Annotated in this window: 22 protein-coding genes and 1 riboswitch; of the genes, 11 read left to right on the forward strand and 11 right to left on the reverse strand. The window is 66.5% G+C overall.

The window, feature by feature from the left end; genetic code table 11:
- Window positions 1-5: 5 nt before the first annotated feature.
- Genes OSB52_RS06935 through OSB52_RS06945 form a run of 3 tightly spaced genes read right to left on the reverse strand, consistent with a single transcriptional unit; the run spans window position 6 to window position 3357 of the window.
- Window positions 6-782, reverse strand: coding sequence for an adenosylcobinamide-GDP ribazoletransferase (locus OSB52_RS06935; protein ID WP_266060939.1), 777 nt, complete (start codon window positions 780-782; stop codon window positions 6-8).
- Between the two features lie 10 nt (window positions 783-792).
- Window positions 793-2664: a nicotinate-nucleotide--dimethylbenzimidazole phosphoribosyltransferase gene (gene cobT, locus OSB52_RS06940; protein WP_266060941.1), complete on the reverse strand. Its 1872-nt coding sequence runs from the start codon at window positions 2662-2664 to the stop codon at window positions 793-795.
- A gap of 3 nt (window positions 2665-2667) precedes the next feature.
- The gene (locus tag OSB52_RS06945) at window positions 2668-3357 is read right to left on the reverse strand and encodes a DUF3043 domain-containing protein (protein ID WP_235722767.1); all 690 of its coding nucleotides are present in this window, start codon (window positions 3355-3357) and stop codon (window positions 2668-2670) included.
- A 103-nt stretch (window positions 3358-3460) separates the two neighbouring features.
- Between OSB52_RS06945 and OSB52_RS06950 the strand changes: the two genes are divergently transcribed.
- The 4 genes from OSB52_RS06950 (at window position 3461) to OSB52_RS06965 (ending at window position 7101) form a co-directional block, all read left to right on the forward strand.
- Window positions 3461-4552 carry a glycerate kinase family protein gene (locus OSB52_RS06950; RefSeq protein WP_235722768.1) on the forward strand — a complete coding sequence of 364 codons (1092 nt, stop codon included), beginning with the start codon at window positions 3461-3463 and terminating at the stop codon, window positions 4550-4552.
- A gap of 6 nt (window positions 4553-4558) precedes the next feature.
- Window positions 4559-5530: an EamA family transporter RarD gene (rarD, locus tag OSB52_RS06955; protein ID WP_266060944.1), complete on the forward strand. Its 972-nt coding sequence runs from the start codon at window positions 4559-4561 to the stop codon at window positions 5528-5530.
- Window positions 5531-5646: 116 nt separating this feature from the next.
- Window positions 5647-6006: a HesB/IscA family protein gene (locus OSB52_RS06960; protein ID WP_235722770.1), complete on the forward strand. Its 360-nt coding sequence runs from the start codon at window positions 5647-5649 to the stop codon at window positions 6004-6006.
- 105 nt (window positions 6007-6111) lie between these two features.
- Window positions 6112-7101, forward strand: coding sequence for a carbohydrate kinase family protein (locus tag OSB52_RS06965; RefSeq protein WP_372512356.1), 990 nt, complete (start codon window positions 6112-6114; stop codon window positions 7099-7101).
- 150 nt (window positions 7102-7251) lie between these two features.
- On the opposite strand, the gene asnB is transcribed toward OSB52_RS06965, so the two are convergent.
- Window positions 7252-9177 carry an asparagine synthase (glutamine-hydrolyzing) gene (gene asnB / locus OSB52_RS06970; RefSeq protein WP_266060948.1) on the reverse strand — a complete coding sequence of 642 codons (1926 nt, stop codon included), beginning with the start codon at window positions 9175-9177 and terminating at the stop codon, window positions 7252-7254.
- A gap of 303 nt (window positions 9178-9480) precedes the next feature.
- On the opposite strand from asnB, the gene ctaC reads away from it, so the two are divergent.
- Window positions 9481-10608: an aa3-type cytochrome oxidase subunit II gene (gene ctaC / locus OSB52_RS06975; protein ID WP_372512357.1), complete on the forward strand. Its 1128-nt coding sequence runs from the start codon at window positions 9481-9483 to the stop codon at window positions 10606-10608.
- Window positions 10605-11021: a cytochrome c oxidase subunit 4 gene (locus OSB52_RS06980; protein ID WP_235723253.1), complete on the forward strand. Its 417-nt coding sequence runs from the start codon at window positions 10605-10607 to the stop codon at window positions 11019-11021. The genes ctaC and OSB52_RS06980 overlap by 4 nt, the downstream gene beginning before the upstream one ends.
- 96 nt (window positions 11022-11117) lie before the next feature.
- Here OSB52_RS06980 and OSB52_RS06985 read toward each other — a convergent pair whose 3' ends face one another.
- The 5 genes from OSB52_RS06985 to ctaE all read right to left on the reverse strand — a co-directional run bounded on the left by OSB52_RS06985 (window position 11118) and on the right by ctaE (window position 17074).
- Window positions 11118-12641, reverse strand: a complete 1524-nt coding sequence (locus OSB52_RS06985) for a bifunctional phosphatase PAP2/diacylglycerol kinase family protein (RefSeq protein ID WP_266060954.1) — start codon at window positions 12639-12641, stop codon at window positions 11118-11120.
- A gap of 75 nt (window positions 12642-12716) precedes the next feature.
- A complete protein-coding gene (qcrB, locus tag OSB52_RS06990; protein ID WP_235723251.1) occupies window positions 12717-14336 on the reverse strand; it encodes a cytochrome bc1 complex cytochrome b subunit in 1620 nt (539 codons plus the stop codon).
- Window positions 14333-15493, reverse strand: coding sequence for a cytochrome bc1 complex Rieske iron-sulfur subunit (gene qcrA, locus OSB52_RS06995; protein ID WP_235723250.1), 1161 nt, complete (start codon window positions 15491-15493; stop codon window positions 14333-14335). The genes qcrB and qcrA overlap by 4 nt, the downstream gene beginning before the upstream one ends.
- Window positions 15490-16410, reverse strand: a complete 921-nt coding sequence (gene qcrC / locus OSB52_RS07000; RefSeq protein WP_235723249.1) for a cytochrome bc1 complex diheme cytochrome c subunit — start codon at window positions 16408-16410, stop codon at window positions 15490-15492. Before qcrC ends, qcrA begins: the two co-directional genes overlap by 4 nt.
- Window positions 16411-16462: 52 nt before the next feature.
- Window positions 16463-17074, reverse strand: a complete 612-nt coding sequence (ctaE, locus tag OSB52_RS07005; RefSeq protein ID WP_266060955.1) for an aa3-type cytochrome oxidase subunit III — start codon at window positions 17072-17074, stop codon at window positions 16463-16465.
- Window positions 17075-17217: 143 nt separating this feature from the next.
- Between ctaE and OSB52_RS07010 the strand changes: the two genes are divergently transcribed.
- Together OSB52_RS07010 and trpD are read left to right on the forward strand one after the other, a co-directional pair.
- Window positions 17218-17730 (forward strand): hypothetical protein, encoded by a 513-nt coding sequence (locus tag OSB52_RS07010; protein ID WP_266060957.1) that lies wholly within the window; start codon window positions 17218-17220, stop codon window positions 17728-17730.
- Window positions 17731-17755: 25 nt separating this feature from the next.
- Window positions 17756-18829 carry an anthranilate phosphoribosyltransferase gene (gene trpD, locus OSB52_RS07015; protein WP_266060958.1) on the forward strand — a complete coding sequence of 358 codons (1074 nt, stop codon included), beginning with the start codon at window positions 17756-17758 and terminating at the stop codon, window positions 18827-18829.
- Window positions 18830-18875: 46 nt separating this feature from the next.
- Here trpD and OSB52_RS07020 read toward each other — a convergent pair whose 3' ends face one another.
- Complete coding sequence (locus OSB52_RS07020; protein WP_160901131.1) at window positions 18876-19154, reverse strand: Lrp/AsnC family transcriptional regulator; 279 nt, start codon at window positions 19152-19154, stop codon at window positions 18876-18878.
- Window positions 19155-19182: 28 nt separating this feature from the next.
- The gene (locus OSB52_RS07025; protein WP_266060961.1) at window positions 19183-21021 is read right to left on the reverse strand and encodes a DEDD exonuclease domain-containing protein; all 1839 of its coding nucleotides are present in this window, start codon (window positions 21019-21021) and stop codon (window positions 19183-19185) included.
- Here OSB52_RS07025 and OSB52_RS07030 point away from each other — a divergent pair.
- The 3 genes from OSB52_RS07030 (at window position 20962) to OSB52_RS07040 (ending at window position 23641) form a co-directional block, all read left to right on the forward strand.
- On the forward strand, window positions 20962-21417 hold the full coding sequence (locus OSB52_RS07030) for a hypothetical protein (protein WP_266061152.1): 456 nt from the start codon (window positions 20962-20964) through the stop codon (window positions 21415-21417). The genes OSB52_RS07025 and OSB52_RS07030 overlap by 60 nt on opposite strands.
- 108 nt (window positions 21418-21525) lie before the next feature.
- Window positions 21526-21706, forward strand: a riboswitch (cyclic di-AMP (ydaO/yuaA leader).
- A 14-nt stretch (window positions 21707-21720) separates the two neighbouring features.
- Window positions 21721-22428: a C40 family peptidase gene (locus OSB52_RS07035; protein ID WP_266060963.1), complete on the forward strand. Its 708-nt coding sequence runs from the start codon at window positions 21721-21723 to the stop codon at window positions 22426-22428.
- 220 nt (window positions 22429-22648) lie between these two features.
- The gene (locus tag OSB52_RS07040; RefSeq protein WP_266061138.1) at window positions 22649-23641 is read left to right on the forward strand and encodes a C40 family peptidase; all 993 of its coding nucleotides are present in this window, start codon (window positions 22649-22651) and stop codon (window positions 23639-23641) included.
- Window positions 23642-23653 lie beyond the last annotated feature (12 nt).

The raw sequence follows: 23653 nt of genomic DNA on the forward strand, positions 1-23653 counted from the left end.
CGGTCTCAGATGAGTAGGCCGATCACCGCGATCGCCACGCCCACCTCGGTTCCCGCCCCGAGGACGTCACCGTTGATACCGCCGATCCGGCGGGCGCAGTGGGCGGTACCGAACCAGCCGAACGTCACCACCACTGCGACGACGGCCACTGCCCAGCCCGCCGCCGGGAAGTCGAGACCATCGGCCTGCCATCCGGCGCCGATGGCGCCCACCACTGCTGCGGCCGTCCACACGGCGATCGACATTCGCTGCGTGCCGGCGACCAGGGCGCCGAACCCTTCGGCACGCGCCGGGTGCAGTCCGCGGCGTGCACCGATGACGGCGACCAGTCGACCCAGCGCAATCGCGTAGGCCAGTTCATACCAACGGTGCTGGTCGGTCAGCGCGCCGAACCCGACCGCCTGAATCGCGAGCACCACGACGATCGACGCCACGCCGAACGGCCCCGAAGACCCGCTCCTCATCACCTCGGCGACGCGGTCGGGCGGCCCGTAGCAGCCGAGCCCGTCTGCGGTGTCGGCGAGGCCGTCGATGTGCATCCCCCTGGTGAGCAGTGCCAACGCCGCCACGATCAGGAGCCCGATCAGCGCGGTGGGTAGCTCGGTGAACGACAGCGCCGCGGCGAACGCGGCACCGAGTGCGCCCAGGGTGACCCCGACCACCGGCACCGCGGCCATCACCGCAGCCCCCACCCGTCGGTCCATCGCCACCGCGGGCTGAGGAAGTGGGACGACGGTGAGCCAGCTCAGCGCGACGTAAACAGCCCGGACCGGGGACGGCATGATCGCCCGGTCAGCGGGTCACGGCGACTGCTGTGGGTGACGGCTCGCCGGGCGCTGTCGCAGACGGCGAGTCGGTAACGGTCGGCGACGCGTCGCGATCGCTGACGCCAGCCTCGTCGAAGGTCGCCATCGTGGACAGGATGTCGACTGCCGACGCCACGAGGGGGAGGGCGGCCAGCGCGCCACTGCCCTCGCCCAGGCGCATGGACAGGTCCAGCACGGGTTCGAGGTCGAGATGATGCAGCGCGATGGTGTGTGCCGGTTCCACCGAGCGGTGCCCGGCCAACCACCACCGGGATGCGCCCGGGGCGAGTTCGGCAGCCACCATCGCAGCAGCGGTGACGACCATCCCGTCGAGGATGACGGGGGTCCGGCGCACCGCCGCCTGAGCGAGGAATCCGGCCAGCGCGGTGAGGTCGGCTCCGGCCACCGAGGCCAGCAACGACAACGGATCGTGCACATGGCGTCGCGCGCGGCGCATCCCGTCGCGAATCGCCGCAGTCTTGCGAATCCATCCGGCGTCGTCGATACCGGTGCCCCGTCCCACGATCTCTACGGGTTCACGGCGCGACAGCGTGCCGATCAGCACGGTCGCGGGGGTGGTGTTGCCGATGCCCATCTCGCCGCCGATCAGCAGATCAGCACCCGAATCCACCAGTTCGTCGGCGATCGCCCGTCCGGCCGCGAGGGCCGTGCGGGCCTCGGCGAGGGACAACGCGTCGGTGGTGGTGAGATCGCCGCTGCTGCGGCGCACCTTGAACCGGGACACATCGGGTGCGGTGTCGGCGTCGACGGACATGTCGAACACATGCACCGTGGCGCCGGAACGTCGGGCCAGTACGTTCACGGCCGCGCCGCCACCGGCGATGTTGGCGACCATCTGGGCAGTCACCTCCGGCGGGAAGGCCGAGACCCCGGAACGGGCGACACCGTGGTCGCCGGCGAACACCGCAACCGTCGGCGCGCTGACCGGACGCGGCGGACACACGCCTTGGCACGACGCCAGCCACACCCCGATGTCCTCCATACGGCCCAGCGAGCCGGCCGGTTTGGTCAGGGTGAGATGCCGTTCCCTGGCCGCGCGCGCGATGCCGAGATCCGGAGTGGCCACGGTTTCGAAGACCTCGGCATCGGTGGGGTCGACCGAACTCGACTTCTGTGGTGCCGTCGTGGGATTCGCACCGGGTTCGGCTGGGGTTTCAGGCTTCGTGCGTTCCGGTCGGCCGGGTGCCGGCCGAGGGGCAAGTGGGGAGGGTGGGGAGGAGACGACGGGGGTGACCGGGGTCGGCGCGGCGGCTTCGGCGTTGGCGGGTAACTCGACCACGCGCCCCGCGACGACCAGTACCACCCGATCACACGCGGCGGCGACAGCCTCGTTGAGCGTGCCGAGTTCGTCCTGAAAGCGGCGTCCGGCAGGGGTGGGTGGCACCAGCGACAACCCGGCCTCGGGGCTGATGATCACCAGGTCGCCGGTGAACGACGCGATCGCGGCACACAGCGTGGCGCGCAACTCGGCTAGGTCCACCGGTTCGGGACCCCATCCGCCGAGTGCGTCGAGTTCGGCGGCGAGCCACGTCCCGAGGTCGTCGATCAGCGTCGGGGTGTGCGGGTCGGATCGCAGCGCGCCGCCGATGTCGATGGTCTCGAGAGTCGTGTACCGCTCATCGCGCCGTTGGCGGTGAGCGGCGACACGTGCCACCCACTCGGCGTCGGTCGATGTGGTGGGGCCGGTGGCGAGATATCGGACCTCGGTGTGCGCGCGCAGCAGCGACTCACCGTGCCCGGACTTGCCCGATCGCACCCCACCCAGGACGAGAGTGCGCACGCCGGCGCGAGTGGGCTGCGAGTTCACCTCACCGGTCGACGTCCCCCGTGACACCACCGATCAGACCTCGTCGCCCGGCGACACCTGCGGTTTGGGGGCACGCATCATCCGCAACTGCATGGCACGGGTGAAGGAGTACCAGCCCAGCCGAAAGCCGGTCTGCGAGGAATCGGTGTCGGGATAGCGCTCTCGGACACGGCGGTTCACCAGCCGACCGAGGACCACGGCGTCGATGGCCATGAACAGCACGAACACCAGCAGCACCATGTTGGCGTAGACCGCGAGCTGCGGGACGAACATCACCACGATCAGTGCGATCGCGAACGGCATGAACAGGCCCGCGAAATTGCGGCGGGAGTCGACGATGTCGCGCGCGAAACGGCGCACCGGACCCTTGTCGCGCGGCATCAGGTACCGCTCGTCACCGGCCATCATCTTCTCGCGCTGTTCGTTGCGCTGTGTGCGTCGATCGTCGGCGAGTTTGCGTTTCTCGTCTTTCGACAGCGTCGACTTCAGGGCCTTCTTGCGCGCACGTGCTTCCGAGCGGTTGGTGGGCGGCGGTGCCACCGGGCCGCGTCGTCGGCCTTCGGCCTGGCGTCGCGACGGGGTCGCGCGGCCTTTGCCCGGGGTGTAGGCGCTGCCTTTGGAGTCGGGTTCTTCGGTGAGGGATGCACCGGCTTCGGTGGCCTCGGACGCCGCATCGTCGGTGCTCGTGGCGGCGTCGTCGTCTGACTTCCATGGCAACTTCACACCATCGAGCCTAGGCGATTCCGTGCTGCCGAGGTTTGCCGACCTCCCTATACTTCGTGCGCATGAGAGCACGCCTCGGACAGCAACCGTTTCGGCAGGCGACATGCGCGTACTGATCGCACCGGACTCGTTCGGGGACACGCTGTCGGCGGTGGCGGCGAGCCGGGCCATCGCGCGAGGATGGTCTGCTGCCAGACCGGCCGACGACGTGCGTTGCGCTCCGCAATCCGACGGTGGACCGGGCTTCGTGGACGTCTTGGCCTCGCGTCTGGGGACCATGCGCACCGCGACTGTGGCCGGCCCACTCGGCGCGGCGGTCGATGCCCGGTGGCTGCTCGACGATTCCGAGTCGCGTCCGGTCGCCTACATCGAATGCGCGCAGGCGTGTGGGCTCCATCAACTCGGGGGCCGGCCGACGCCGCGTACCGCGGTGTCAGCAGACACCACCGGGGTCGGCGAACTGATGGTCGAAGCACTCGGCGCGGGCGCGGCGACGATTGTGGTTGGTCTGGGTGGGTCGGCGACCACCGACGGTGGACGCGGGATGATCGACGCGCTCGGCGGTGCTCGGGAGGCGGCGGCGCGATTGGCCGACGTGTCTCTGGTGGCGGCGTCGGACGTGGAGAACCCGTTGCTCGGGCAGTGGGGAGCGGCGTCGGTCTTCGGGCCGCAGAAAGGCGCCGACCCCGCCACAGTCGAGCTCCTCGAACGCCGGATGACCGATCACAACGCGACACTGACCACCATCGCCGGCCGAGATATCTCGGTGGAGGAAGGTGCGGGAGCCGCGGGCGGCCTCGGGGCCGCTCTGCTCGCGCTGGGCGCACGACGGATCTCCGGTGCGACCGTGGTGGCCGATGCGACCGGCCGCGCCGCGGATGTCGAGGCCGCGGGCTTGGTGATCACCGGCGAAGGGAAGTTCGACTCGCAGACGCTGCGCGGCAAGGTGGTCGCCGCCCTCACCGCAGCTGCGACCGCGGCCGGAATTCCGACAGTGGTGTTCGCCGGTCAGGTGGCGTTGACGTCGGATGAGATCGCTGCGGCCGGGATCGCCGGTGCGCATGCCATCGTCGACATCGCCGGTTCGGTGGAGGTGGCGATGAACGACGCCGACCATCAGTTGACTCGACTCGCAGAGCAGGTTGCGGCGCAGTGGTCGGAGGGGGATGTCGAACGCGGGTCGCGCGGTGCGTGACCGGCCGTGAGCGGCGATGCGGCCCTCACTGCCTCCGACCGATCCGCGCGGCGCTCGAGCGACCATCTGACCGGCGCCCTCTGCGCCCTCGGTGCCTACGCGCTGTGGGGATTCCTACCGCTGTACTTCGTCCTTCTCGAACCCACCGGACCGTGGGAGGTGGTGGCCTGGCGGATACTGTTGTCGCTGGTCTTCTACGCGGTGCTGGTCCCGCTCTCGGGCGGTTGGCCCCGGCTGCGTGGGATCCTGCGACAGCCACGACTGCTGGGCGCGACCGCGTTGGCCGGGGTGCTGATCTACGTGAACTGGCAAATCTTCGTGATCGCCACGTACACCGGCCACGTGATCCAGATGAGTCTGGGGTACTTCATCAACCCGATCGTGACCGTGATCCTCGGCGTGCTGGTGTTGCGGGAACGGCTGCGGCCGCTGCAGTGGGTCGCGGTGGTATTGGCGGTGCTGGCGACGCTCGTCATCGTGCTGGGGTACGGCGCGTTCCCATGGTTGGCCGTGGGCGTGGCGTTCTCGTTCGGGTTCTACGGGTTGGTGAAGAAGACGATCGGCGCAGACGTCGACGTCACCAGTGGACTGACGTGCGAGTCGTTGTGGCTGGCCCCGCTGGCGATCGGACAACTGGTGGTGGTGGCGCTCACCATCGGCTTGACGTTCGGTTCGGCCGGACCCGGTCATGCGGTCCTGCTTGCCATGGCCGGTGTGGTGACGGCCGCGCCATTGATGTTGTTCGCGGCGGGCGCGCGCCGGGTGCCGCTCGTGGTGCTCGGCATCGCCCAGTTCGTCACCCCGACGATGCAGCTGATGATCGGTGTGGCGATCCTCGACGAGCCCATGCCGCCGGAACGATGGGCCGGGTTCGCGATCGTCTGGATCGCGCTGGCCATCTTCACCACCGACGCGGTCATCGCGAGCCGGAGACGAACCACTGACGGTGTGCCGGGACCGCCGATTCGGCAGGAATAGAGTCGGACGAGGTACCGTTGAAGCGAGCACGTGGCCCAACAGTGGGCCGGAGTTGACTTCGGCCCGGTCGGACCCCGACAGCGCAGGACCTCCATCCGAGACATACAGGAGCATCGATGACCGTTCAGAACGAATCCGGAACCGCCACCACGACCGGTGTCCTTCTGACCGACGCAGCTGCCGCCAAGGCGAAAGGCCTGCTCGAGCAGGAAGGTCGGGATGACCTCTCGTTGCGGATCGCCGTTCAGCCGGGCGGGTGCGCGGGACTGCGCTACCAGCTGTTCTTCGACGACCGCAGCCTCGACGGTGACCTCACCGACGATTTCGGCGGCGTCACCCTGGCGGTGGACCGCATGAGCGCACCCTATGTGGGTGGCGCCACCATCGACTTCGTCGACACCATTGAGAAGCAGGGATTCACCATCGACAACCCGAACGCGACCGGCAGCTGCGCCTGCGGCGACTCGTTCAACTGATCGACCGAACCTTTCACACATCGACCGCATCTCCGGCCTCACGGGGGTGCGGTCGATGTCGTCTGCGCGGCTGGGTAGCGTGGACTGCTGTCCAACTCCTGCGGAATGAAGGGCCTTCCACACGTGGCAACCGTTGTCTGTGGCTCCATCGCGACCGATCATCTGATGACCTTCCCCGGAAAGTTCTCTGAGCAGCTCGTCGGCGATCACCTCGAGCACATCTCGCTGAGCTTCCTGGTGGAAGACCTGGTCGTGCGACGTGGCGGGGTGGGCGGCAACATCGCGTTCGCGATGGGTGTGCTCGGCGGTGACCCACAACTGGTGGGTGCGGTCGGCGCCGACTTCCACGACTACCGTCAGTGGCTCGAAGCGCACGGGGTCGATTGTTCGTCGGTACGGATCTCCGACACCCAGCACACGGCGCGGTTCATGTGCACCACCGACCAGGCGATGGCGCAGCTGGCCAGTTTTTACCCGGGTGCGATGAGTGAGGCGCGCGAGATCTCGCTGGCCGGGGTCTTCGAACGGACCGGTACCCCGGAACTCGTGTTGATCGGCGCCGATGATCCCGAGGCGATGATTCGGCACACCGAGGAGTGCCGACGGCTCGGCGTCCCGTTCGCTGCCGACCCCTCACAGCAACTCGCCCGGCTCGACGGCGAGCAAGCCCGCGCACTGATAGACGGCGCAACGTACCTGTTCACCAACGAATACGAATGGGGTCTGCTGCGGCAGAAGACCGGCCTGTCGGAGGCCGATGTCGCCGAGGTGGTCGGTGTGCGGATCACCACGCTCGGCAAGGACGGGGTCGAGATCGTGGAGAAGGACGGCACCAGGACACACGTCTCGGTTGTGCCGGAGACCGAGAAGGTGGACCCGACCGGTGTCGGCGACGGCTTCCGGGCCGGTTTCCTCACCGCCCTCGACAAAGGCCTCGGCTTCGAACGTTCCGCGCAGATCGGTTCAATGATCGCCGTGTTGGTGCTCGAGACCGTCTCCACCCAGGACTGGACCTGGGATCGCGAACTCGCGCTCAAACGCATCGGCGAGGCCTACGGCGACCCGGCCGCCGACGAGATCGCCGCCGCACTCTAGCTCCCTGACGCGCCCAGCACAGTAGCCGACAGAACCCACAAAATCGCCGACAGAACCCAGCCGCACGCGTGCGAGTGATTCTTTCGACGGAAATCTGGGTTCTGTCGGCGATTTTGTGGGTTCTGTCGGCGCGAAAAGGGACTCGACCCGCTACAACCGCACCGGGTAGTGGTGATCGGTGATGTCGGGGACGATCGACTTCTCGACAAAGATCCCGTGCCAGACCATGAACATCAACAGCGTCCACAGCCGGCGACTGTTGTCCACGACTCCGTCGCGGTGCTCGTTGAGCATCTCGACCACGACGTTCTTGTTGAGGATATGGTCGGTCTGCGAATGCTCGATGACCTCGTGCGCCCAGTCGAACATCTCGGAGCCGGCCAGCCAGTGGCGGATGGGCACCGGAAAGCCCAATTTCTTGCGGTGCAGCACATGGGGCGGAACGATCTGTTCGAGGGCCTGCCGAAGGGCGTACTTCGTGGTGCCATGGGCGATCTTCTCGCCGAAGGGGAGTGCCTCTGCGACGCGGAACACCTCGGGATCGAGGAACGGCACGCGCAGTTCCAGTGAATTGGCCATCGTCATCTTGTCGGCCTTCACCAGGATGTCGCCGCGCAACCAGGTGAACAGGTCGACGTGTTGCATGCGGGCGACGGGGTCGAGGTCGGTCGACATCGCGTAGATGGGCGCGGTGACGTCGGTATGGGTCCACTCCGGACGGTAGTCGCGGAGCACCGCGCGCAGTCGCGCATCGTCGAAGCTGCGGGCGTTGCCGTAGTAGCGCTCCTCGAGCGTCAGTGAGCCGCGGTGCAGCAGGCTCTTGCCGCGGGTCCCCTCCGGAATCCGGTCGGACACCCGCCCCGCGAGCCGGCGCAACGCGCCCGGCAGCCGGTCGAACGCACTCAGTGACAGCGGCTCCTTGTAGATCGTGTAGCCGCCGAACAACTCATCGGCGCCCTCACCGGAGAGCACCACCTTCACATGCTTGCGGGCCTCCCGGGCGACGAAGTAGAGCGGCACGAGGGCCGGGTCGGCGACCGGGTCGTCGAGGTACCACACGATCTCCGGGATGGCCTCGATGAACTCTCGCGGACTGACGACCTTGACGACGTGTTTGGCGCCGATCGCCTCGGCGGATTCCACCGCCACGTCGATCTCGGAGTATCCGTCGCGCTCGAAGCCGGTAGTGAAGGTGACCAGGTCGGGGTTGTGGCGGATCGCCAGCGCAGCGATCGCGGTGGAGTCGATGCCGCCGGACAGGAATGACCCCACGGTCACGTCGGCGCGCATGTGTTTGGCCACCGAATCGGACAGGACCTCGGCGATTTCGTCGTAGCGTGCCTGGGAGTCCCCGCTGCCGAACGGTCGTACCGGGAAACGGGGTGTGAAGTATCGCTGGATCTGTGGCGCCTGGCCCGGGCGGATGGACGCATGACACCCGGATTCGAGACGTCGAATCGCCGCATGCAGGGTTTCCGGCTCGGGAACATACTGCAGCACGGTGTAGTGCTCGATGGCCCGAGGATCGAGGTCGTCGCCCAACCCGAGCAACCCGGTCAGCTCGAGCAGGCTCTTCTTCTCGCTGCCGAAAGCGGTACCGCCGGGGCCGGTCGCGATGAACAGTGGCTTGATGCCGAATGGATCGCGAGCGAGGAACAACGAGCGTTGCCGGGTGTCCCAGATCGCGAATGCGAACATGCCACGCAGGCGACGCACCGCGTCCGGTCCCCAGTGATGGAACGCTGCGACGATGGCCTCGCCGTCACCCTCGGTGGCGAACTCGGCGTCGTGATCGCGAGTCAGTTCCGCGCGGATCTCGAGATAGTTGTAGATCTCGCCGTTGAACACGAGTGCGTACCGGTCGGGGTGTTCTGGCGGTCCCCACCGCAGCGGTTGGTGCGAGTGTTCGATGTCGATGATCGACAGCCGGTTGAATCCGAGGACGAGGTCGGCATCATGCCAGGTGCCCGGCTCGTCCGGGCCGCGGTGGCGCATGCAGTGCGACGCGTCCGACACCGATCCGACAGCGTCGGATGCCGAACCGTCCGAGGTCAGCAGACCGAGCAAACCACACACCAGACAGGCCCCATTTCGTCGACGTCGCGATGCTGTTCTGACGCGTCGAGTATGCCTGACGTACGCGCCACGCAAGGCGTACGGTCCGCGGGTCGGTTCAGCGTGGTGCCGTGACGAGGCACGCAGGTAAACCCCAATCACGAAACGTTGCACGGCTTGGTCTACGCTGCGTAGTACTAGGTGCAAGAATTGCCTTGGCGCTGGGTGTGACTTGACTCGGCGCGGGCGAAGAAAGCCCTGTGCGAGTCATGTGGCATGGCAACTCGGTCGGCACGTGTGCCGACATCGAGCGAGCGGGAAGGCGTGAAATTGGCACACGGTGGACGGCCGCGGGCGACAGGGGCCCGTTCCGCATCGCGGACGATCAAGCAGGTCGGTGCACTCGTCGCACTCGGCATCGGGGCGTTGCTGCTGTCGGGATGTGACGCCCGTACGGCGATGCGCTTCGGTTGGCCCGAAGGCGTGACCCCCGAAGCAGAGAAGATGGGCGAGCTGTGGACCTGGTCGGTCATCGCCGCACTCCTCATGGGCATCCTGGTGTGGGCCCTGATCTTCTGGACCATCACCTTCCACCGGGCCAAGCCCGGCAAGGACGTCTTCCCCCGGCAGACCGCGTACAACGTGCCGCTGGAACTGACCTACACGGCGATCCCGTTCGTGATCATCGCCGTGCTCTTCTACTTCACCGTCGTGGTCCAGAACGACGTCGAGAGCAAGACCGACGACTCCAAGGTCGTCGTCGACGTGACCGCGTTCCAGTGGAACTGGAAGTTCGGCTACCGCGAGGTCGAGTTCACCGACGGCTCGCGCTATGACGGCTTCGAGGGCGAAGGCAGCCCGTTCGAGCTGCAGGCACGCAACGAGGCCAGCCACCACGGTGAGGAGCTGCCCCTCCCGGCCGGCGGTCGCGACGACGATATCCGGAACTACCTGCAGTTCAACCAGATCGAAACGGTCGGATCGTCGAACGAGATTCCCGTGTTGGTGCTGCCGACGGGCCAGCGCATCGAGTTCGAGATCGCCGCGGCCGACGTCATCCACTCATTCTGGGTGCCGGAGTTCCTCTTCAAGCGCGACGTGATGCCGTTCCCGGAGCAGAACCACTCCGACAACGTCTTCCAGATCTCCAGCATCGACCGGGAGGGTGCCTTCGTCGGGCGTTGCGCCGAGATGTGCGGCACCTATCACTCGATGATGAACTTCGAGGTCCGTGCGGTCTCGCCGGAGAAGTTCGACGCCTACATCCGCTATCGGGAGGACAACCCGCAGGCGACCAATGCGCAGGCGCTCGAAGAGATCTGCGAGGTTCCCGAGTCGGTGACGACGGTTCCGTTCGACACGCGACGCGCCACCGACGGCGACACCCCGACCGACCTCGGTGATGCCTCCAACACGTCCTTGCCTAACTGCACGGTGGGAGCAAACGGATGAAAATCGAAGCCCGAATCTTCGAATTGCTGACGGCATTCTTCTTCCTCGCGGGCATCATCTACACGATCTGCACTGCGTTCGCTAGTCGCGGCGTCGAGTGGGTGGGCGTGACCGGAATGTTCTTCAGTGCCGGCCTGACGCTGATCGCAGGCACCTACTTCCGGTTCGTCGCTCGTCGTGTCGAGATCCGTCCCGAGGACTACGAAGACGCCGAGGTCGAGGACGGCGCAGGCGAATTGGGCTTCTTCAGCCCCCACTCCTGGTGGCCGATCCTGTTGGCCTTCGGCGCCGCCCTGTTCGGCATCGGTTTCGCCACCCACAACCTGTGGTTCGCGATCTTCGCGGGGTTCGTCATCATCGGCACCGCGGCAGGACTCGTTTTCGAGTACCACGTGGGTCCGGAGAAGCACTGACCCACAGCAGCCTCTGACAACGGCCGCCTCCCTGACCACGCCGGTCGGAGGCGGCCGTTGTCGTCGTACGCCGACTGGCCCCGTCGGGGATCGCCGTCAGCGTCGGGGCGCCGGGGTATAGACCGACAGCGCACGGTAATCGACGCGGAATGTGGCCTCGTCGTAGCTCTCACCGACCTCGCCGTCGTGGGCCACCACGAGCGGCTCGTCCACCGCGGAGAACGAGAACTCGGGCACCTGCAACTCGTGATACAGCGGCGACCGCTCTAACCGTCCGGTGAGCATGGAACCCACCAGACGTGCGAGTGCGAATCGGTGACCGACCTCGAGGATGCGTACATCGAGTAGTCCGTCATCGATCCGCAGTCGTCGCGATGGTGCGAAACCGGACGGCCGGTACAACGAATTGCCGAGCAGGAACAGCGACGTCTCCATGACCACGCCGTCGACACGAATCCGGACGGGACGGGTGCGGCGTAGCGTGGCCATGAGCGCGACGGCGGTGGCGAAAGGCCGACTACGTTTGTGCTGCAGGCGGGTCCGGGTGCGGACGAAATGCGGGTACGCGCCGATACTAGCCGTGTTCAACACGACCGTGTCATCGTTGAGCCTGACGATGTCCACGCGTGTCAAGCGGCCTTCGGTGATGGCGCCGACGGTGTCGGCCACCGACCGGATGCCCAGATCCCGGGCGAAGTGATTGAACGTACCGCCGGGCAGAACCGCCAGGGGAACCCCCGCCTCGAGCGCCACCGGCGCGGCGCAGGCGACGGTGCCGTCGCCGCCGGACACTGCCAGTACGTCGGCCCGTTCCGCGGCCCGACGTAAGAGATCGGGCATGTCGTCGTCGGGGCCGATTTCGATGATCTCCGCGTCGGGGAGTAGTGCACGCACTTTGTCGAGCACCTGTCGTCCGTTGCCGGACCCCGACTCCGGATTACCGACCACCACCACGCCCGCCCCAGCCGGACACGCCGGCGCGGGTACATCCGACGGCGGGGCGATCGCGATGTCGTGAGTGGTGATGGGTGGCACCAGACGGCCGCCGATGACTGCGATGGTCGCCCCGATCCCGAACCCGGCCAAGACATCTCCAGGGTAGTGTGCGCCGGTGGCGATGCGGGACAATCCGACCAGGCCGGCAAGGCCACCGAGGACGAGTCCCGTCGGGGCGTGTTCGATGCCGACGCCCATGGCGAAGGCGGCCGCGCTGGCCGAGTGTCCCGACGGCAGCGAGTTGGAGGTCGGGGTCCGCCGAGATCGCCGCTGCAGCGGAACCGATGCCGTCTCGGGCCGAGGACGACTGCGGATGCGTTTGGCTATCTGGTTGGTGAGCACGCTCGTCACGCCGACCGTCACAACTCCGCGTACCGCGGCACGTTGCGCCGTCGCGCCACCGCCGAGTGCCATCGCGCCGGCGATCGCGAACCAGAGTTTCGAATGATCGGCGGCCCGGGTCAGCCGTGGCATCACTGCGTCGAGTCCGGGGGAGTGGGACTGCGCAATGGTCTCGAATATCTCCGCGTCGAGTGTGCCCAGTCCGCGGGTGATCTCGCGCAAACCCGTGGAGTCCCAGCGGGATCGGAGAGCGGCACGGGGCGAGCGGCGCGGACTGATCACTCCTCGATCCTACGCACGCAAACACGGCCGCCGTCGCGATGTGCGACGGCGGCCGTGGTCGATGCTCACCGCAGATCAGTCGAGCGGGTTGCCACCCTTTGCCTGCAGTTCGCGCAGCGCCTGCTGCTCGGACTTCTCCACCTCGTGCTCGCGCTCGGTGTTGCGGATCTGCTGCTCCGGCGGATCCTCGAGCAGGATCGAGCCGGTACCGGGTGCTCCTGCCGAACCGAGTTTGTTCATCCGCTTCGGCAGTGCGGCACCCTCGTAGGGGAGCGGGATCGGGTGGCCGTGGTCGTCGACCGGGCCGAGAGGTTGGTGCACCTCGATGTACTCACCCTGCGGCAGCCGCTTGATGATGCCGGTCTCGATGCCGTGGGCCAGCACCGCGCGGTCACTGCGCTGCAGCGACAGTGCCCACCGGTAGGCGATGAAGTAGGCCAGCGGCGGCACCACGATCAGACCGATCCGGCCCATCCAGGTGGTCGCGTTCAGCGAGATGTCGAACTTCAGCGCGATGATGTCGTTCATGCACGACAGGGTCAGGATGATCCAGAACGACAGTGCCATTGCGCCGATACCGGTGCGCACCGGCACGTCACGCGGACGCTGCAGCAGGTTGTGATGCGCATCGTCGCCGGTCAACCGCTTCTCGATCCACGGGTAGGCGAACATCACCGCGAACATGATGGTGATGACCACGACCACCCAGAAGATCGCCGGGATCGTGTAATTGCCCAGGTACAACTCCCAGGCGGGCATGAGTCTGGCCAGACCGTCCGTCCACATCATGTAGATGTCGGGCTGGGAGCCCGCGGACACGTGCGCCGGGTTGTAGGGGCCGATGGTCCAGACCGGGTTGATCTGGAAAATGCCCGCCATCATGGCCAGCACACCGGTGGTGATCGCGAAGAACGCACCTGACTTGACCGCGAACACCGGCAGGATACGCACACCGACGACGTTCTTCTCGGTGCGGCCGGGGCCGGGGAATTGGGTGTGCTTCTGGTACCAGACCAGTGCCAGATGCGCGCCGATCAACGCCAAGATGATCCCTGGGAACAGCAGGATATGCATCATGTACAGGCGCGGGATGATGATGTCGCCGGGGAACTGGCCGCCGAACAAAGCCCAGTGGATCCAGGTGCCGATCAGCGGGATACCGAGGACGATACCGCTCATGGCGGCGCGGACGCCGGTACCCGAGAGCAGGTCGTCGGGCAGCGAGTAGCCGAAGAAGCCCTCGAACATGGCCAGGATCAGCAAGACGCAGCCGATGATCCAGTTGGCCTCACGCGGACGACGGAACGCGCCGGTGAAGAAGATGCGCGCCATGTGCACCACGATCGACGCCGCGAACAGCAGTGCCGCCCAGTGATGGATCTGACGCACGAACAGGCCGCCACGAACCTCGAACGAGATGTCCAGGGTGGTGGCGTACGCCTTGGTCATCATCACGCCATTGAGTGGCTGATAGGCGCCGTCGTAGATGACCTCGCTCATCGACGGATCGAAGAACAGGGTCAGGTAGACACCCGAGACCAGCAGGATGACGAAGCTGTACAGCGCAATCTCACCCAGCAGGAACGACCAGTGGGTGGGGAACACCTTGTTGATCTGCCGCCGGATGCCCGGGGCGGCGTGATATCGCGAGTCGACCTCGTTGGCCTGCGCCGCGACACGGTCGGCGATGGTCATGACTTACGCTCCCAAAATGCCGGTCCGACGGGTTCGATGAAGTCGCCTGCGGCGACCATGTATCCCTGATTGTTCACTGTGATCGGCAGCTGCGCCAGTGCCCGGGCGGCCGGACCGAAGACCGGCTTGGCGTACTCGAGCGCGTCGAACTGCGACTGGTGGCACGGGCAGAGGATGCGGTTGGTCCGCTGCTCGTACAGCGAGGTGGGGCAGCCGAGGTGGCTGCACACCTTCGTGTAGGCGAAGTAGTCGCCGTAGTTGAAGCTCTCCTGCCCCTTGCGCTTGATGGCGCGGGCAGCGTCCTCGGGGCGCAAGCGGATGAGCATGACGGGGTTGCTGACGTAACGCAGACCCTCGACGAGCTTGTGGCGTGACTCCTCGGTCTCGCCGTACCCGTCGGACACGCGCCACGGGAAGACCGTCTCCATGGCGCCCGCGTCGAGGTCTTCCGGCCGGACCAGGGCGACCTGGTGCGGGTTGCCGGTGTCGCGGCGTAGGAAGACGGTCTCGTTGGGATCGTCGGCGGGGTTGTAGATCGGCGACCAACCGGTGTGCCACAGCGGCGCGTCGTCACCCTTGGCCCACGGGTTCTTGATGATGCCGCCGAGGCCGGCGACGAGCCCGGTGACCGCGAAGGCGCCGAGTCCGAAGGCGGCCGATCCGAGAATCATCTTGCGACGCGGCAGGGTCGAGGTGGTCAGGGAGTCGTTGAACTCCGCTGCGACCGTCCGCCTGTCGACCTCGTTGGAACCACCGTCGTGGCGATCCTGCACGGAGATCTCGGCAGGGATGAACTTCTTGGTGAAGATCACCATGCCGATGCCGATCGACAGCACCGACAGACCGAAGGTGATACCCAACAGGGGAGTGTTGAGGGTGTAGCGCCAGTAGTCGGCGGAATCGGGGAGTGCGAACTCCCAGTGGTTCCAGATGAAGATGATGAAGCAGGCGATCGCGGACAGACCGGCGATGGTGAACCAGATCGCGACCTGACGCTCGGCGCGCTTCTCCACGCCGGTGCCCGGCTCCGGGAACCGCTCGGCGCGGTGGATGATCTCCACGCCGTCGAGGTTGGTGCCGAGTTTGACCAGATCGTCGTTGCTCATCTGGTCGAGCTCGTCCTGCGACGGGGTGTCCTTACCGTCGTGTGCACTCATGTCCGTGATCCCATCCACATCGCGCCGGCGACGATCGCCGTGACGCCGATCGCCCACATCACCATGCCCTCACTGACGGGGCCGAAACCGCCGATGTTCAGGCCGCCCTGCGGATTGGACTCGGTGACGTACTTGATGAAGCCGATGATGTCGCGCTTCTCTTCCAGCGACAGCTGCCGGTTGGAGAACTTCGGCATGTTCTGCGGTCCGGTGAGCATCGCCGTATAGATCTGCTGCTCTTCGACGCCATCGAGGTTGGGGGCGAACTTGCCCGATGACAGCGCGCCACCACGACCGGTGAAGTTGTGGCACGAGGCGCAGTTGAGGCGGAACAACTCGCTGCCGCGGCCGAGGTTGTCGCCGCGCAGCGACTCCTGGGCGAGCACGGGTAGGCCGTCTTCCATCTTGACCGAGCCATCGGCGTTGCGCTCGTAGATGACCTGCGGACCGCCGCCCTCGGACTGGATGTAGGCGCCGAGCTGGTCGATCTGGGCCTTGGTGAACTTCGGCGGCTTGCGGGTGGCCTGGGCCTCGCCGCGCGCGGCCGGCATGCGGCCGGTGGAGACCTGGAAGTACACCGCTGCATCGCCCACGCCCAACAGAGCCGGGCCGCGATCGTCCACACCCTGCAGGTTGGCGCCGTGACAGGTGATGCACGAGGTCTCGTAGAGCTTCTTGCCGTCGGCGATCAGGGCGGCGTTCGATTCGTCGGCGACGGCTACCTGAGGTTTGGGCGTCAGGACCGATGCCAGAACACCGGCGGTCAGCAGACCGACGAGCAGCAGCAGAGTGCCGCTCGCACGACGACGCAGTTTGCGTCGGGACTTCGCCTTGCGCGCCGGGGTGGCGCCGACCGGGGAATCCGTACCGGCGTCCACGTCGTCGTTATCCGACGGTCGCGGTGGAGATGAACTCATCTGTGACTCTCTACTAAGCGGGCGGACTGTTGTGCAGGCGTGCCGGGAACGGCTACCTGATGAAGTAGATCGTGACGAAGAGGCCGATCCAGACGATGTCGACGAAGTGCCAGTAGTACGACACCACGATGGCGGCGGTGGCCTGGGCCGGCGTGAACTTGGACAACTTCGTGCGGATCAGCAGGAAGATGAAGGCAACCAGACCACCGATGACGTGCAGGCCATGGAAACCGGTGGCCATGTAGAACACCGAACCATAGGCGCTCGAGCTCAGCGTCGTGCCCTCGTGCACCAGGTGGTAGTACTCATAGCCCTGTCCGGCCACGAAGAACGCACCCATCAGGAACGTCAGCACATACCAGCGGCGCAGCCCGAAGACGTCGCCGCGCTCGGCGGCGAACACACCCATCTGGCACGTCACCGACGACAGGATCAGCACTGTCGTCACCGGGATCGCGAGGGTGAGGTTGAGCTCGGTCGGCTCCGGTGGCCAACCCACCGAGGAGTTGGCGCGCGCGACGAAATACATCGCGAACAGTCCAGCGAAGAACATGAGCTCACTGGACAGCCACACGATCGTGCCGACGCTGACCATGTTGGGCCGGTTCAGCGAGTGCACGCGCGAGGTGATGGCTGTTCCTGAGGTACCTACAGCGCTAGTCACAAAATGAAGTATGACGGTTCGTAGTAAGGGCTGACCACTTGGGTCCGATATTCACCGGAACTTTTTGTTTCGTCGCTGGTAGTCGCCGGTCGCCGACTGTTCCGGCGTGTCTGGACGAGCATGGTTTCCTGGAGGTGTGACGGGTGAATCGAGCTGGTGGACCGGAGGCCTCGCCGGTGCGGCGTGACCTCAACGGCCGCCCGGTGGAGGTGGGCCGACTCACGCGGTTGCGTGACCGGGTACTGGGCCGACGTGAGGTGGCCGCGCAGGTGCAGGTCGACGACCCGAGCCTGGTGGTGGTCGTCGAATCCGCAGACGATGCCGTGGCGAGTTCGACTGCCCTGGCCGACTCGGCGTGGCGGGCCGACGACGAGGTGGTGCTGCGTCATGTGCTGCGACTGCCCTCCTCGCAGGTCGACTTCGCGGTCGCGCTCGCCGGGCTGGACGGGTACCAATCGGCCAAGGTGGGGCCCGTCGACGGACTCGCATCCGACACCGGCACTGCCGACGAGGTGATCGTCGTGCTCGCTCGGGTGCAGCTGCTCGATGCCATGCATCTGTCGCAGGAGCGCTCACGGATGGCCAGTCTCGGTTCGCGACACGGTGGCGAAGTGCTGCGCTGGCAGGTCCTGCAGCCACCGGTGGCGGGTCGCTGATCGGCGGGCCACTACTGTTTTCTCTGTGAGCAGCACGGACTCTTCCGCGTACACCTGGCCGCACATCCTCGGACGCGTCACCGACCGGATCGATCTCACCGTCGACGAGGCGTCGTGGGCGATGAACGAGATCATGAGCGATGCCGCGACCGGCGCGCAGATCGCTGCATTCGGTGTCGGGGTGAAGATGAAGGGCGCGGCTCCCGCCGAACTACGCGGCCTGGCGTCGGCGATGCTGGAGCACGCGGCCCTCGTCGAGGTGAGTCGGCCGGCGGTGGACATCGTGGGCACCGGCGGAGACCGCTCGCACACGGTGAACATCTCCACGATGACCTCGATGGTGGTGGCTGCTGCGGGTGTGCCCGTCGTCAAACACGGCAATCGTGCGGCGTCGTCGAAGAGCGGCGGTGCCGATGTGCTCGAAGCCCTCGGCGTCGACATCACGCTCGGGCCCGACGCGGTGGCGCGATGCGTGGACGAGGTGAACATCGGCTTCTGCTTCGCACCGGTGTTCCACCCGGCTTTCCGGTTCACCGGACCGCCCCGCAAGCAGATCGGTATCCCGACCGTGTTCAACGTGCTGGGGCCGTTGACGAACCCGGCGCGGCCCTCGAGTGGCCTGATCGGATGTGCGTTCGACGATCTCGCGCCGGTACTGGCGCAAGCGTTCGCCGACCGTGGCAGTTCGGCACTGGTGGTGCGTGGGGACGACGGACTCGACGAACTGACCACCACGACCACATCCACGGTGTGGCAGGTCGTCGATGGTCAGGTCACCCGGCTCGCTCTCGATCCCGCCGACCTCGGGGTCGAACGCGTCGAACTGGCCGCCTTGCAGGGTGGCGATGCGCAGCGCAACGCCGCTATCGCCCGCGATCTGTTCGCGGGCACCCGCGGTCCGGTGCGCGATGCCGTGCTCCTCAATGCGGCGGCGGCGCTGGTCGCATTCGAACAACGCGCCGTGCTGACCGACAGCGGGCTGACGGATGCGATGGCCGAGGCGATGACCCGCGCGGCTGCGGTGCTCGACGGCGGTGACGTCGCCCGTCTACTCGAACGCTGGGCGTCGCTCAGCGCCGAACTCGCCGACCAGCGCTGAGATCCGCATCAGGCCGAGACCCGGGTTGGTCGGGGACGCGCCCTGTTCACTCCTCACCGATGGAGAATCCGCCTTCGACATCTGACCGCGAGTAACTGCGGAATGCGATGTGAGTGGCGCTGTGGGTCACCCCGGGCAGTCGATTGATCTTGCCGGTCACCACGTCCGCGATCTGGTCGTGGTCACGCACCTTGATCTTCGCGATCAGGTCCACGTCACCGGCGCACGAATAGACCTCCGACACCCCGGGGATGTCGGCCACTGCCTGCGCGGTCTCCGGGATCTGGTGGACGTCGGCGTGGATCAGGACGATGGCGGTGATCATGGTTGACACAGTAGTGCGGTGCGTCGAGTCACCCGGCGCGACGGGGCGACTCGCGTGCGTCGTGGGCCACACGCGACCAGGCCGACCATCGTTGTGCGCATGCGCCCGGCAGAACGAACGGCTCGCTGGCCCCGACGATGCGCGCGCCGGGTTCGGTGACCCAGCGGTAGAGCAGCGCGGACTCCTCGGCGGGGGCCCCGAACAGGGGGCCGACATCCGGAAGGACGGTTTCGGCGGCGGCCACGAGGGTGTCGACCACCGGCATCGGCGGCACCCCGCGACGCGCGACGCCTGCACCTGCGAGACGGCCGTGTCTGATCACCGCCAGCTCCCATCCGTGCTGCTCGTCACGCCGGGCCACCACCAGTTCGGCGATCCGATTCAGTGCGGACAACCGCTGACATCGCGCGAGCACGTCGATGGTCGCCGACAAGCGGTCCCGGTGGCGGGCGGCGCTCTCGAACATCTGCATCTCGGACAGGTGTGTCAGGCGATCGGTGAGTGTCGCGAGCGCCACGTCGGAATCGCCGGTCATGACATCGCGGACAGCCGAGACCCGAGGCAGATAGTCGGGGAGTGTCAGCGGCCGATCCGAAGCGGCGTGGCAGCCTCCGATGCGAGGCCCACCGGCCGCCTCGGAACGGCACCAGTGGTGGGAGGCGGACCCGCTGCGTGTCGTGCAGCTCCGCAGACCGGTGGCCGCCGCGAGCATGTCGGCAATGGTGGCGGCGGTGGTGCGATTACCGATGGGGCCGATGCTGTCCTCGGTCGGGGTGCGTGAGACCTTCAGACGAGGGAACCGTTCACCGGTCAGCACCACCCACCACCCACGATGCGGTTGCGTCGAGCGGCGGTTGTAGGCGGGTGCGTGGGCAGCCAGCAGGCGCAGTTCGCGTACTCCGGCTTCGAGCCCATGAGCGCATTCGATGTGATCGACCCGTGTGGCCAGCCCCACCATCTCACTCATCCGCGGACGCGGGTCGCTGCCGGTGAAGTAGGACGACACCCGCCGACGCAGGTCCACCGCGGTACCCACATAGAGGACCTCGTCAGATGGCCCGCGAAACAGATACACCCCCGGCCGCGCCGGCAGACTCTGCGCCATCGACCGCTTGGCACGTAGGCGTGGATTGGTCCGGGGCAGATAGGCGGTCAGCTCGCGGTAGGTGCCGACACCCTGGTTGCCGACCCGTTCGAGCAGATGGTGCAGCACCTCGACGGTCGCCCGGGCGTCGTCGAGCGCGCGGTGGGTGGGCCGAACCGAGACGTTGAATAGGTCGGCGAGGACCGACAGCCGCACCGACGGGGCCTCGTCGCGGGTGAGAACGCGACGCGCCAATGTGACCGTGCACAAGCTGGTGTGGAACGGCCATTCGATGCCGAGGGCGCGGGCGTTGTGCCGCAGGAAGCCCATGTCGAACCGTGCGTTGTGGGCCACCAGGATCGCTCCTCGGGCGAACTCCACGAACGAGGAGAGCACCTCGCCGATCATGGGCGCATCCGCAACCATCGCCTCAGTGATCCCGGTGAGCGTGACGATCTTGGGCGGGATCGGACATCCGGGGTCGACGAGGGTGGCGAATTCGCCGATCACCTCGCCGCCGCGGATCTTGACGGCCCCGATCTCGGTGATCTCATCGTTCGCCGCGCTGCCGCCGGTGGTCTCGAGGTCGACGACGACCATCGTGGTGTCGAACAGTGAACGGTCGAAATCGTCGTCGTCGAGACCGGCGTCACCGTCAAGGTCGGAAAAGGTGAGTTGTCCGTCGCCCACCGCCTTGATACCCACGCACCGAACATTAGTTCGATGCAACGACAGATGCTGATGTGGCAGGCGGGAACGGTGGGTTTGGTGTCCTTCGTGCATTTTCTGTCGGTGGTCGTTCCTACGCTTCATCGCAAGCGACGAATCGGGCCGGAGGGCGACTCCGACACGCGTCGACATCCCGACCGTAGCCAAGTGAGATGGAGATCACAGATGTACGTCGATTGCCAGACCTGCCCGGGCCGTCCGGCCGCCTGTGACGGATGCATGATGCAGGTCCTCTTCGATGCCCCCAACTGCGAAAACCCGGTGGGTCAAGGTGGAGGAAAGGTCACGGAATCGGGCCGTTCGCCGGACGCGGTGATCGACGCCGCGATCGATGTCTTCGTCGATGCTGCGATGGTCACCAGAGCGTCTGCAGTATCTGCAAGAACGAGTAAAACCACTGTTCAAGAGGCTGTTTCGGGGCAGCGCCTGCGGATTCTGCGCGCTGGTTGAGATTTCGGTGCGCGACCGGCCTAAGTCGGTCGGTGGACAGACCCGCATTCGATTTCGTAACCTTTCCGAGACCTTTTCAGAGCGTCCCGCTCCAACAGGAGTGGTCTGGATCGGTCACCGCTCAATCGCCCATCTGGGCGAACCGGGGAACCATCAGTTTCGGAGCAATCCGAATTGGGGTGAATCGCGCATGCCCGACGACGCTGTTTGTCGTCGGATGTGCTGCGTAGGGCCATTCTTCCGGCCCGAATCCGACAGCTAACCCGGTCGGCGGTCGAAGGGAGAGCAAGGAGAAGTCGCTTCGTGGCGAAACATCGTTTGGAGCAGCCCAACCGGGGCAGCAAAGTGGCCAAGCGCGCGGTTGTGGCCGGGTCGATCACGGTCGGCTCACTCGCCGCTGCGGCAGGTCCCGCGCTCGCCGCACCGGTTCACGTGCCGAACATCGGCAGTTTCGAACTTCCTGGGGTCGACAGCAAGCAGATCCCCCAGCAATTCCAGGAGCCCAAGGCCGCTGCGCCGCAGGCCGCCCCGGTGGCCAAGAACCCGGCTGCCAGCGTCGAGATCCCGAACATCGGCACCTTCACGGTCCCGGGTCTCAACAACGACCAGATCCCGCAGCAGTTCCAGCCCAAGGGTGGCGGCGGCGGCATCCTCGGCGTGCAGCCCACCGTGGCGCAGAAGGCCGTGAGCAACGCCGAGAGCAAGATCGGCTCGCCGTACTCCTACGGCGCGGCCGGGCCGAACGCGTTCGACTGCTCCGGCCTCGTCTACTGGTCGTACAAGAAGGCCGGTAAGACCATCCCCCGTGACAGCTACGGACAGCTCGGCGGCGGCACCCCGGTCGCCTCGATCGCGCAGGCAAAGCCGGGAGACGTGCTGATCTTCAACGGTGGCGGTCACGCCGGGATCTACGCCGGCAACGGCAAATTCGTGCATTCGTCGACCTACGGCACGCCCGTGAAGAAGGACAACGTCAGCAATTGGTCGCTGACCGGAATCCGTCGTTACTGAGCGAGCGGGTCGCAGCACGGAGTGGACTTTGTCGGGCGGATCACGTGATCACGTGATCCGCCCGACACATCACGCGGGTCCGTGGCCGACCAGTGGCGTCGACCGCCCGGTGATGTGGGGAAATGGTGGTGAAGAGGTGACAGCCGTGGTTTCCGGCCGGTCGGGGACACACAGACGACCCGTGCCGGTACTGCTCGTCGCGGTCCTGGTCGCGCTGGGAATGGTGTCCGGGCAGTTCGGTGCCGCGATGACCGCCGGTTCGGCGGCGGCGGCTCCGGTTCGCACTCCTGACCAACTCCTCGCCGAGTACAAGAAGCTGAGCGACGACGCCGAGAAATCGGCCGAGGCGATGCACAACGCCCAGATCGAATACGACAAGCAGCGGCGCATCGTGGCTCAGGCGAAGAAGGCGTCGACCGAGGCCGATCGCACCCTGGCATCGACGCAGCAACGGCTGGAGAACTACCAGACCCGGGTCGACTCGGTCGTACGTGCCAGCTACAAGGGTGCGCGGGTCAACCGGCTCTACGCTGTCCTCGTCAGCGACTCGCCGCAAGCGCTGCTCGACCAGATGTCCGGTCTGGAGCTCATCTCCCGGCAATCCGCGGCAGATCTCCAGGGCCTCAAAGACGCCCGCGCCACCACCACCGAGGCCAAGCGGGCGGCAGACAAGACGGCGGCCGATGCGACCGCGGCGGTGGCCGCCGCGGAGAAAACGCGTGGGGAACTGCAGGCCAAGCAGGCGAATCTGCAACTGCAGGCGGTGCAGATCCGGGCGGTCTATGAATCGATGACCGGTAAGCAGCTCGCTGCCCTGCGCGGCCCAGATTTCGACTTCGACCCCCGGCTCGTGCCCAAGGGAACCTCGTCGGCTCTCGTCGCGGTGCAGGCCGCGCTGACTCGTATCGGTGATCCGTACGTGTGGGGCGCGACCGGGCCCAGTTCGTTCGACTGTTCGGGTCTGATGGTGTGGGCCTACCAGCAGGCCGGCAAGACATTGCCGCGGTCCAGTGAAGCGCAGAGCGGGTCCGGTCAACCGGTCGATCGACAGAACCTGAAGCCCGGTGACCTGATCATCTACTACTCCGACGCCCACCACGTCGGCATGTACGTGGGCGACGGTTACGTGATCCATGCCTCGACGTTCGGCGTGCCGGTGAAGGTCGTGCCGATCGACGATGCCGGACCGTACAACACCGCCCGTCGGTACTGAGTGGCGATCGGC

The sequence above is a fragment of the Gordonia aquimaris genome (genome assembly GCF_026262595.1).
In the GTDB taxonomy this organism is placed as follows: Bacteria; Actinomycetota; Actinomycetes; order Mycobacteriales; family Mycobacteriaceae; genus Gordonia; species Gordonia tangerina.

What these genes read in the sequence shown, in the direction of transcription:
- OSB52_RS06935 (WP_266060939.1), bottom strand. Translation starts at nt 782, where the DNA reads ATGCCGTCCCCGGTCCGGGCTGTTTACGTCGCGCTGAGCTGGCTCACC.
- OSB52_RS06950 (WP_235722768.1), top strand. Translation starts at nt 3,461, where the DNA reads ATGCGCGTACTGATCGCACCGGACTCGTTCGGGGACACGCTGTCGGCG.
- OSB52_RS06960 (WP_235722770.1), top strand. Translation starts at nt 5,647, where the DNA reads ATGACCGTTCAGAACGAATCCGGAACCGCCACCACGACCGGTGTCCTT.
- OSB52_RS06965 (WP_372512356.1), top strand. Translation starts at nt 6,112, where the DNA reads ATGAAGGGCCTTCCACACGTGGCAACCGTTGTCTGTGGCTCCATCGCG.
- OSB52_RS06980 (WP_235723253.1), top strand. Translation starts at nt 10,605, where the DNA reads ATGAAAATCGAAGCCCGAATCTTCGAATTGCTGACGGCATTCTTCTTC.
- qcrB (WP_235723251.1), bottom strand. Translation starts at nt 14,336, where the DNA reads ATGACCATCGCCGACCGTGTCGCGGCGCAGGCCAACGAGGTCGACTCG.
- qcrA (WP_235723250.1), bottom strand. Translation starts at nt 15,493, where the DNA reads ATGAGTGCACACGACGGTAAGGACACCCCGTCGCAGGACGAGCTCGAC.
- qcrC (WP_235723249.1), bottom strand. Translation starts at nt 16,410, where the DNA reads ATGAGTTCATCTCCACCGCGACCGTCGGATAACGACGACGTGGACGCC.
- OSB52_RS07020 (WP_160901131.1), bottom strand. Translation starts at nt 19,154, where the DNA reads ATGATCACCGCCATCGTCCTGATCCACGCCGACGTCCACCAGATCCCG.
- OSB52_RS07030 (WP_266061152.1), top strand. Translation starts at nt 20,962, where the DNA reads ATGCAACGACAGATGCTGATGTGGCAGGCGGGAACGGTGGGTTTGGTG.
- OSB52_RS07025 (WP_266060961.1), bottom strand. Translation starts at nt 21,021, where the DNA reads ATGCACGAAGGACACCAAACCCACCGTTCCCGCCTGCCACATCAGCAT.
- OSB52_RS07040 (WP_266061138.1), top strand. Translation starts at nt 22,649, where the DNA reads ATGGTGTCCGGGCAGTTCGGTGCCGCGATGACCGCCGGTTCGGCGGCG.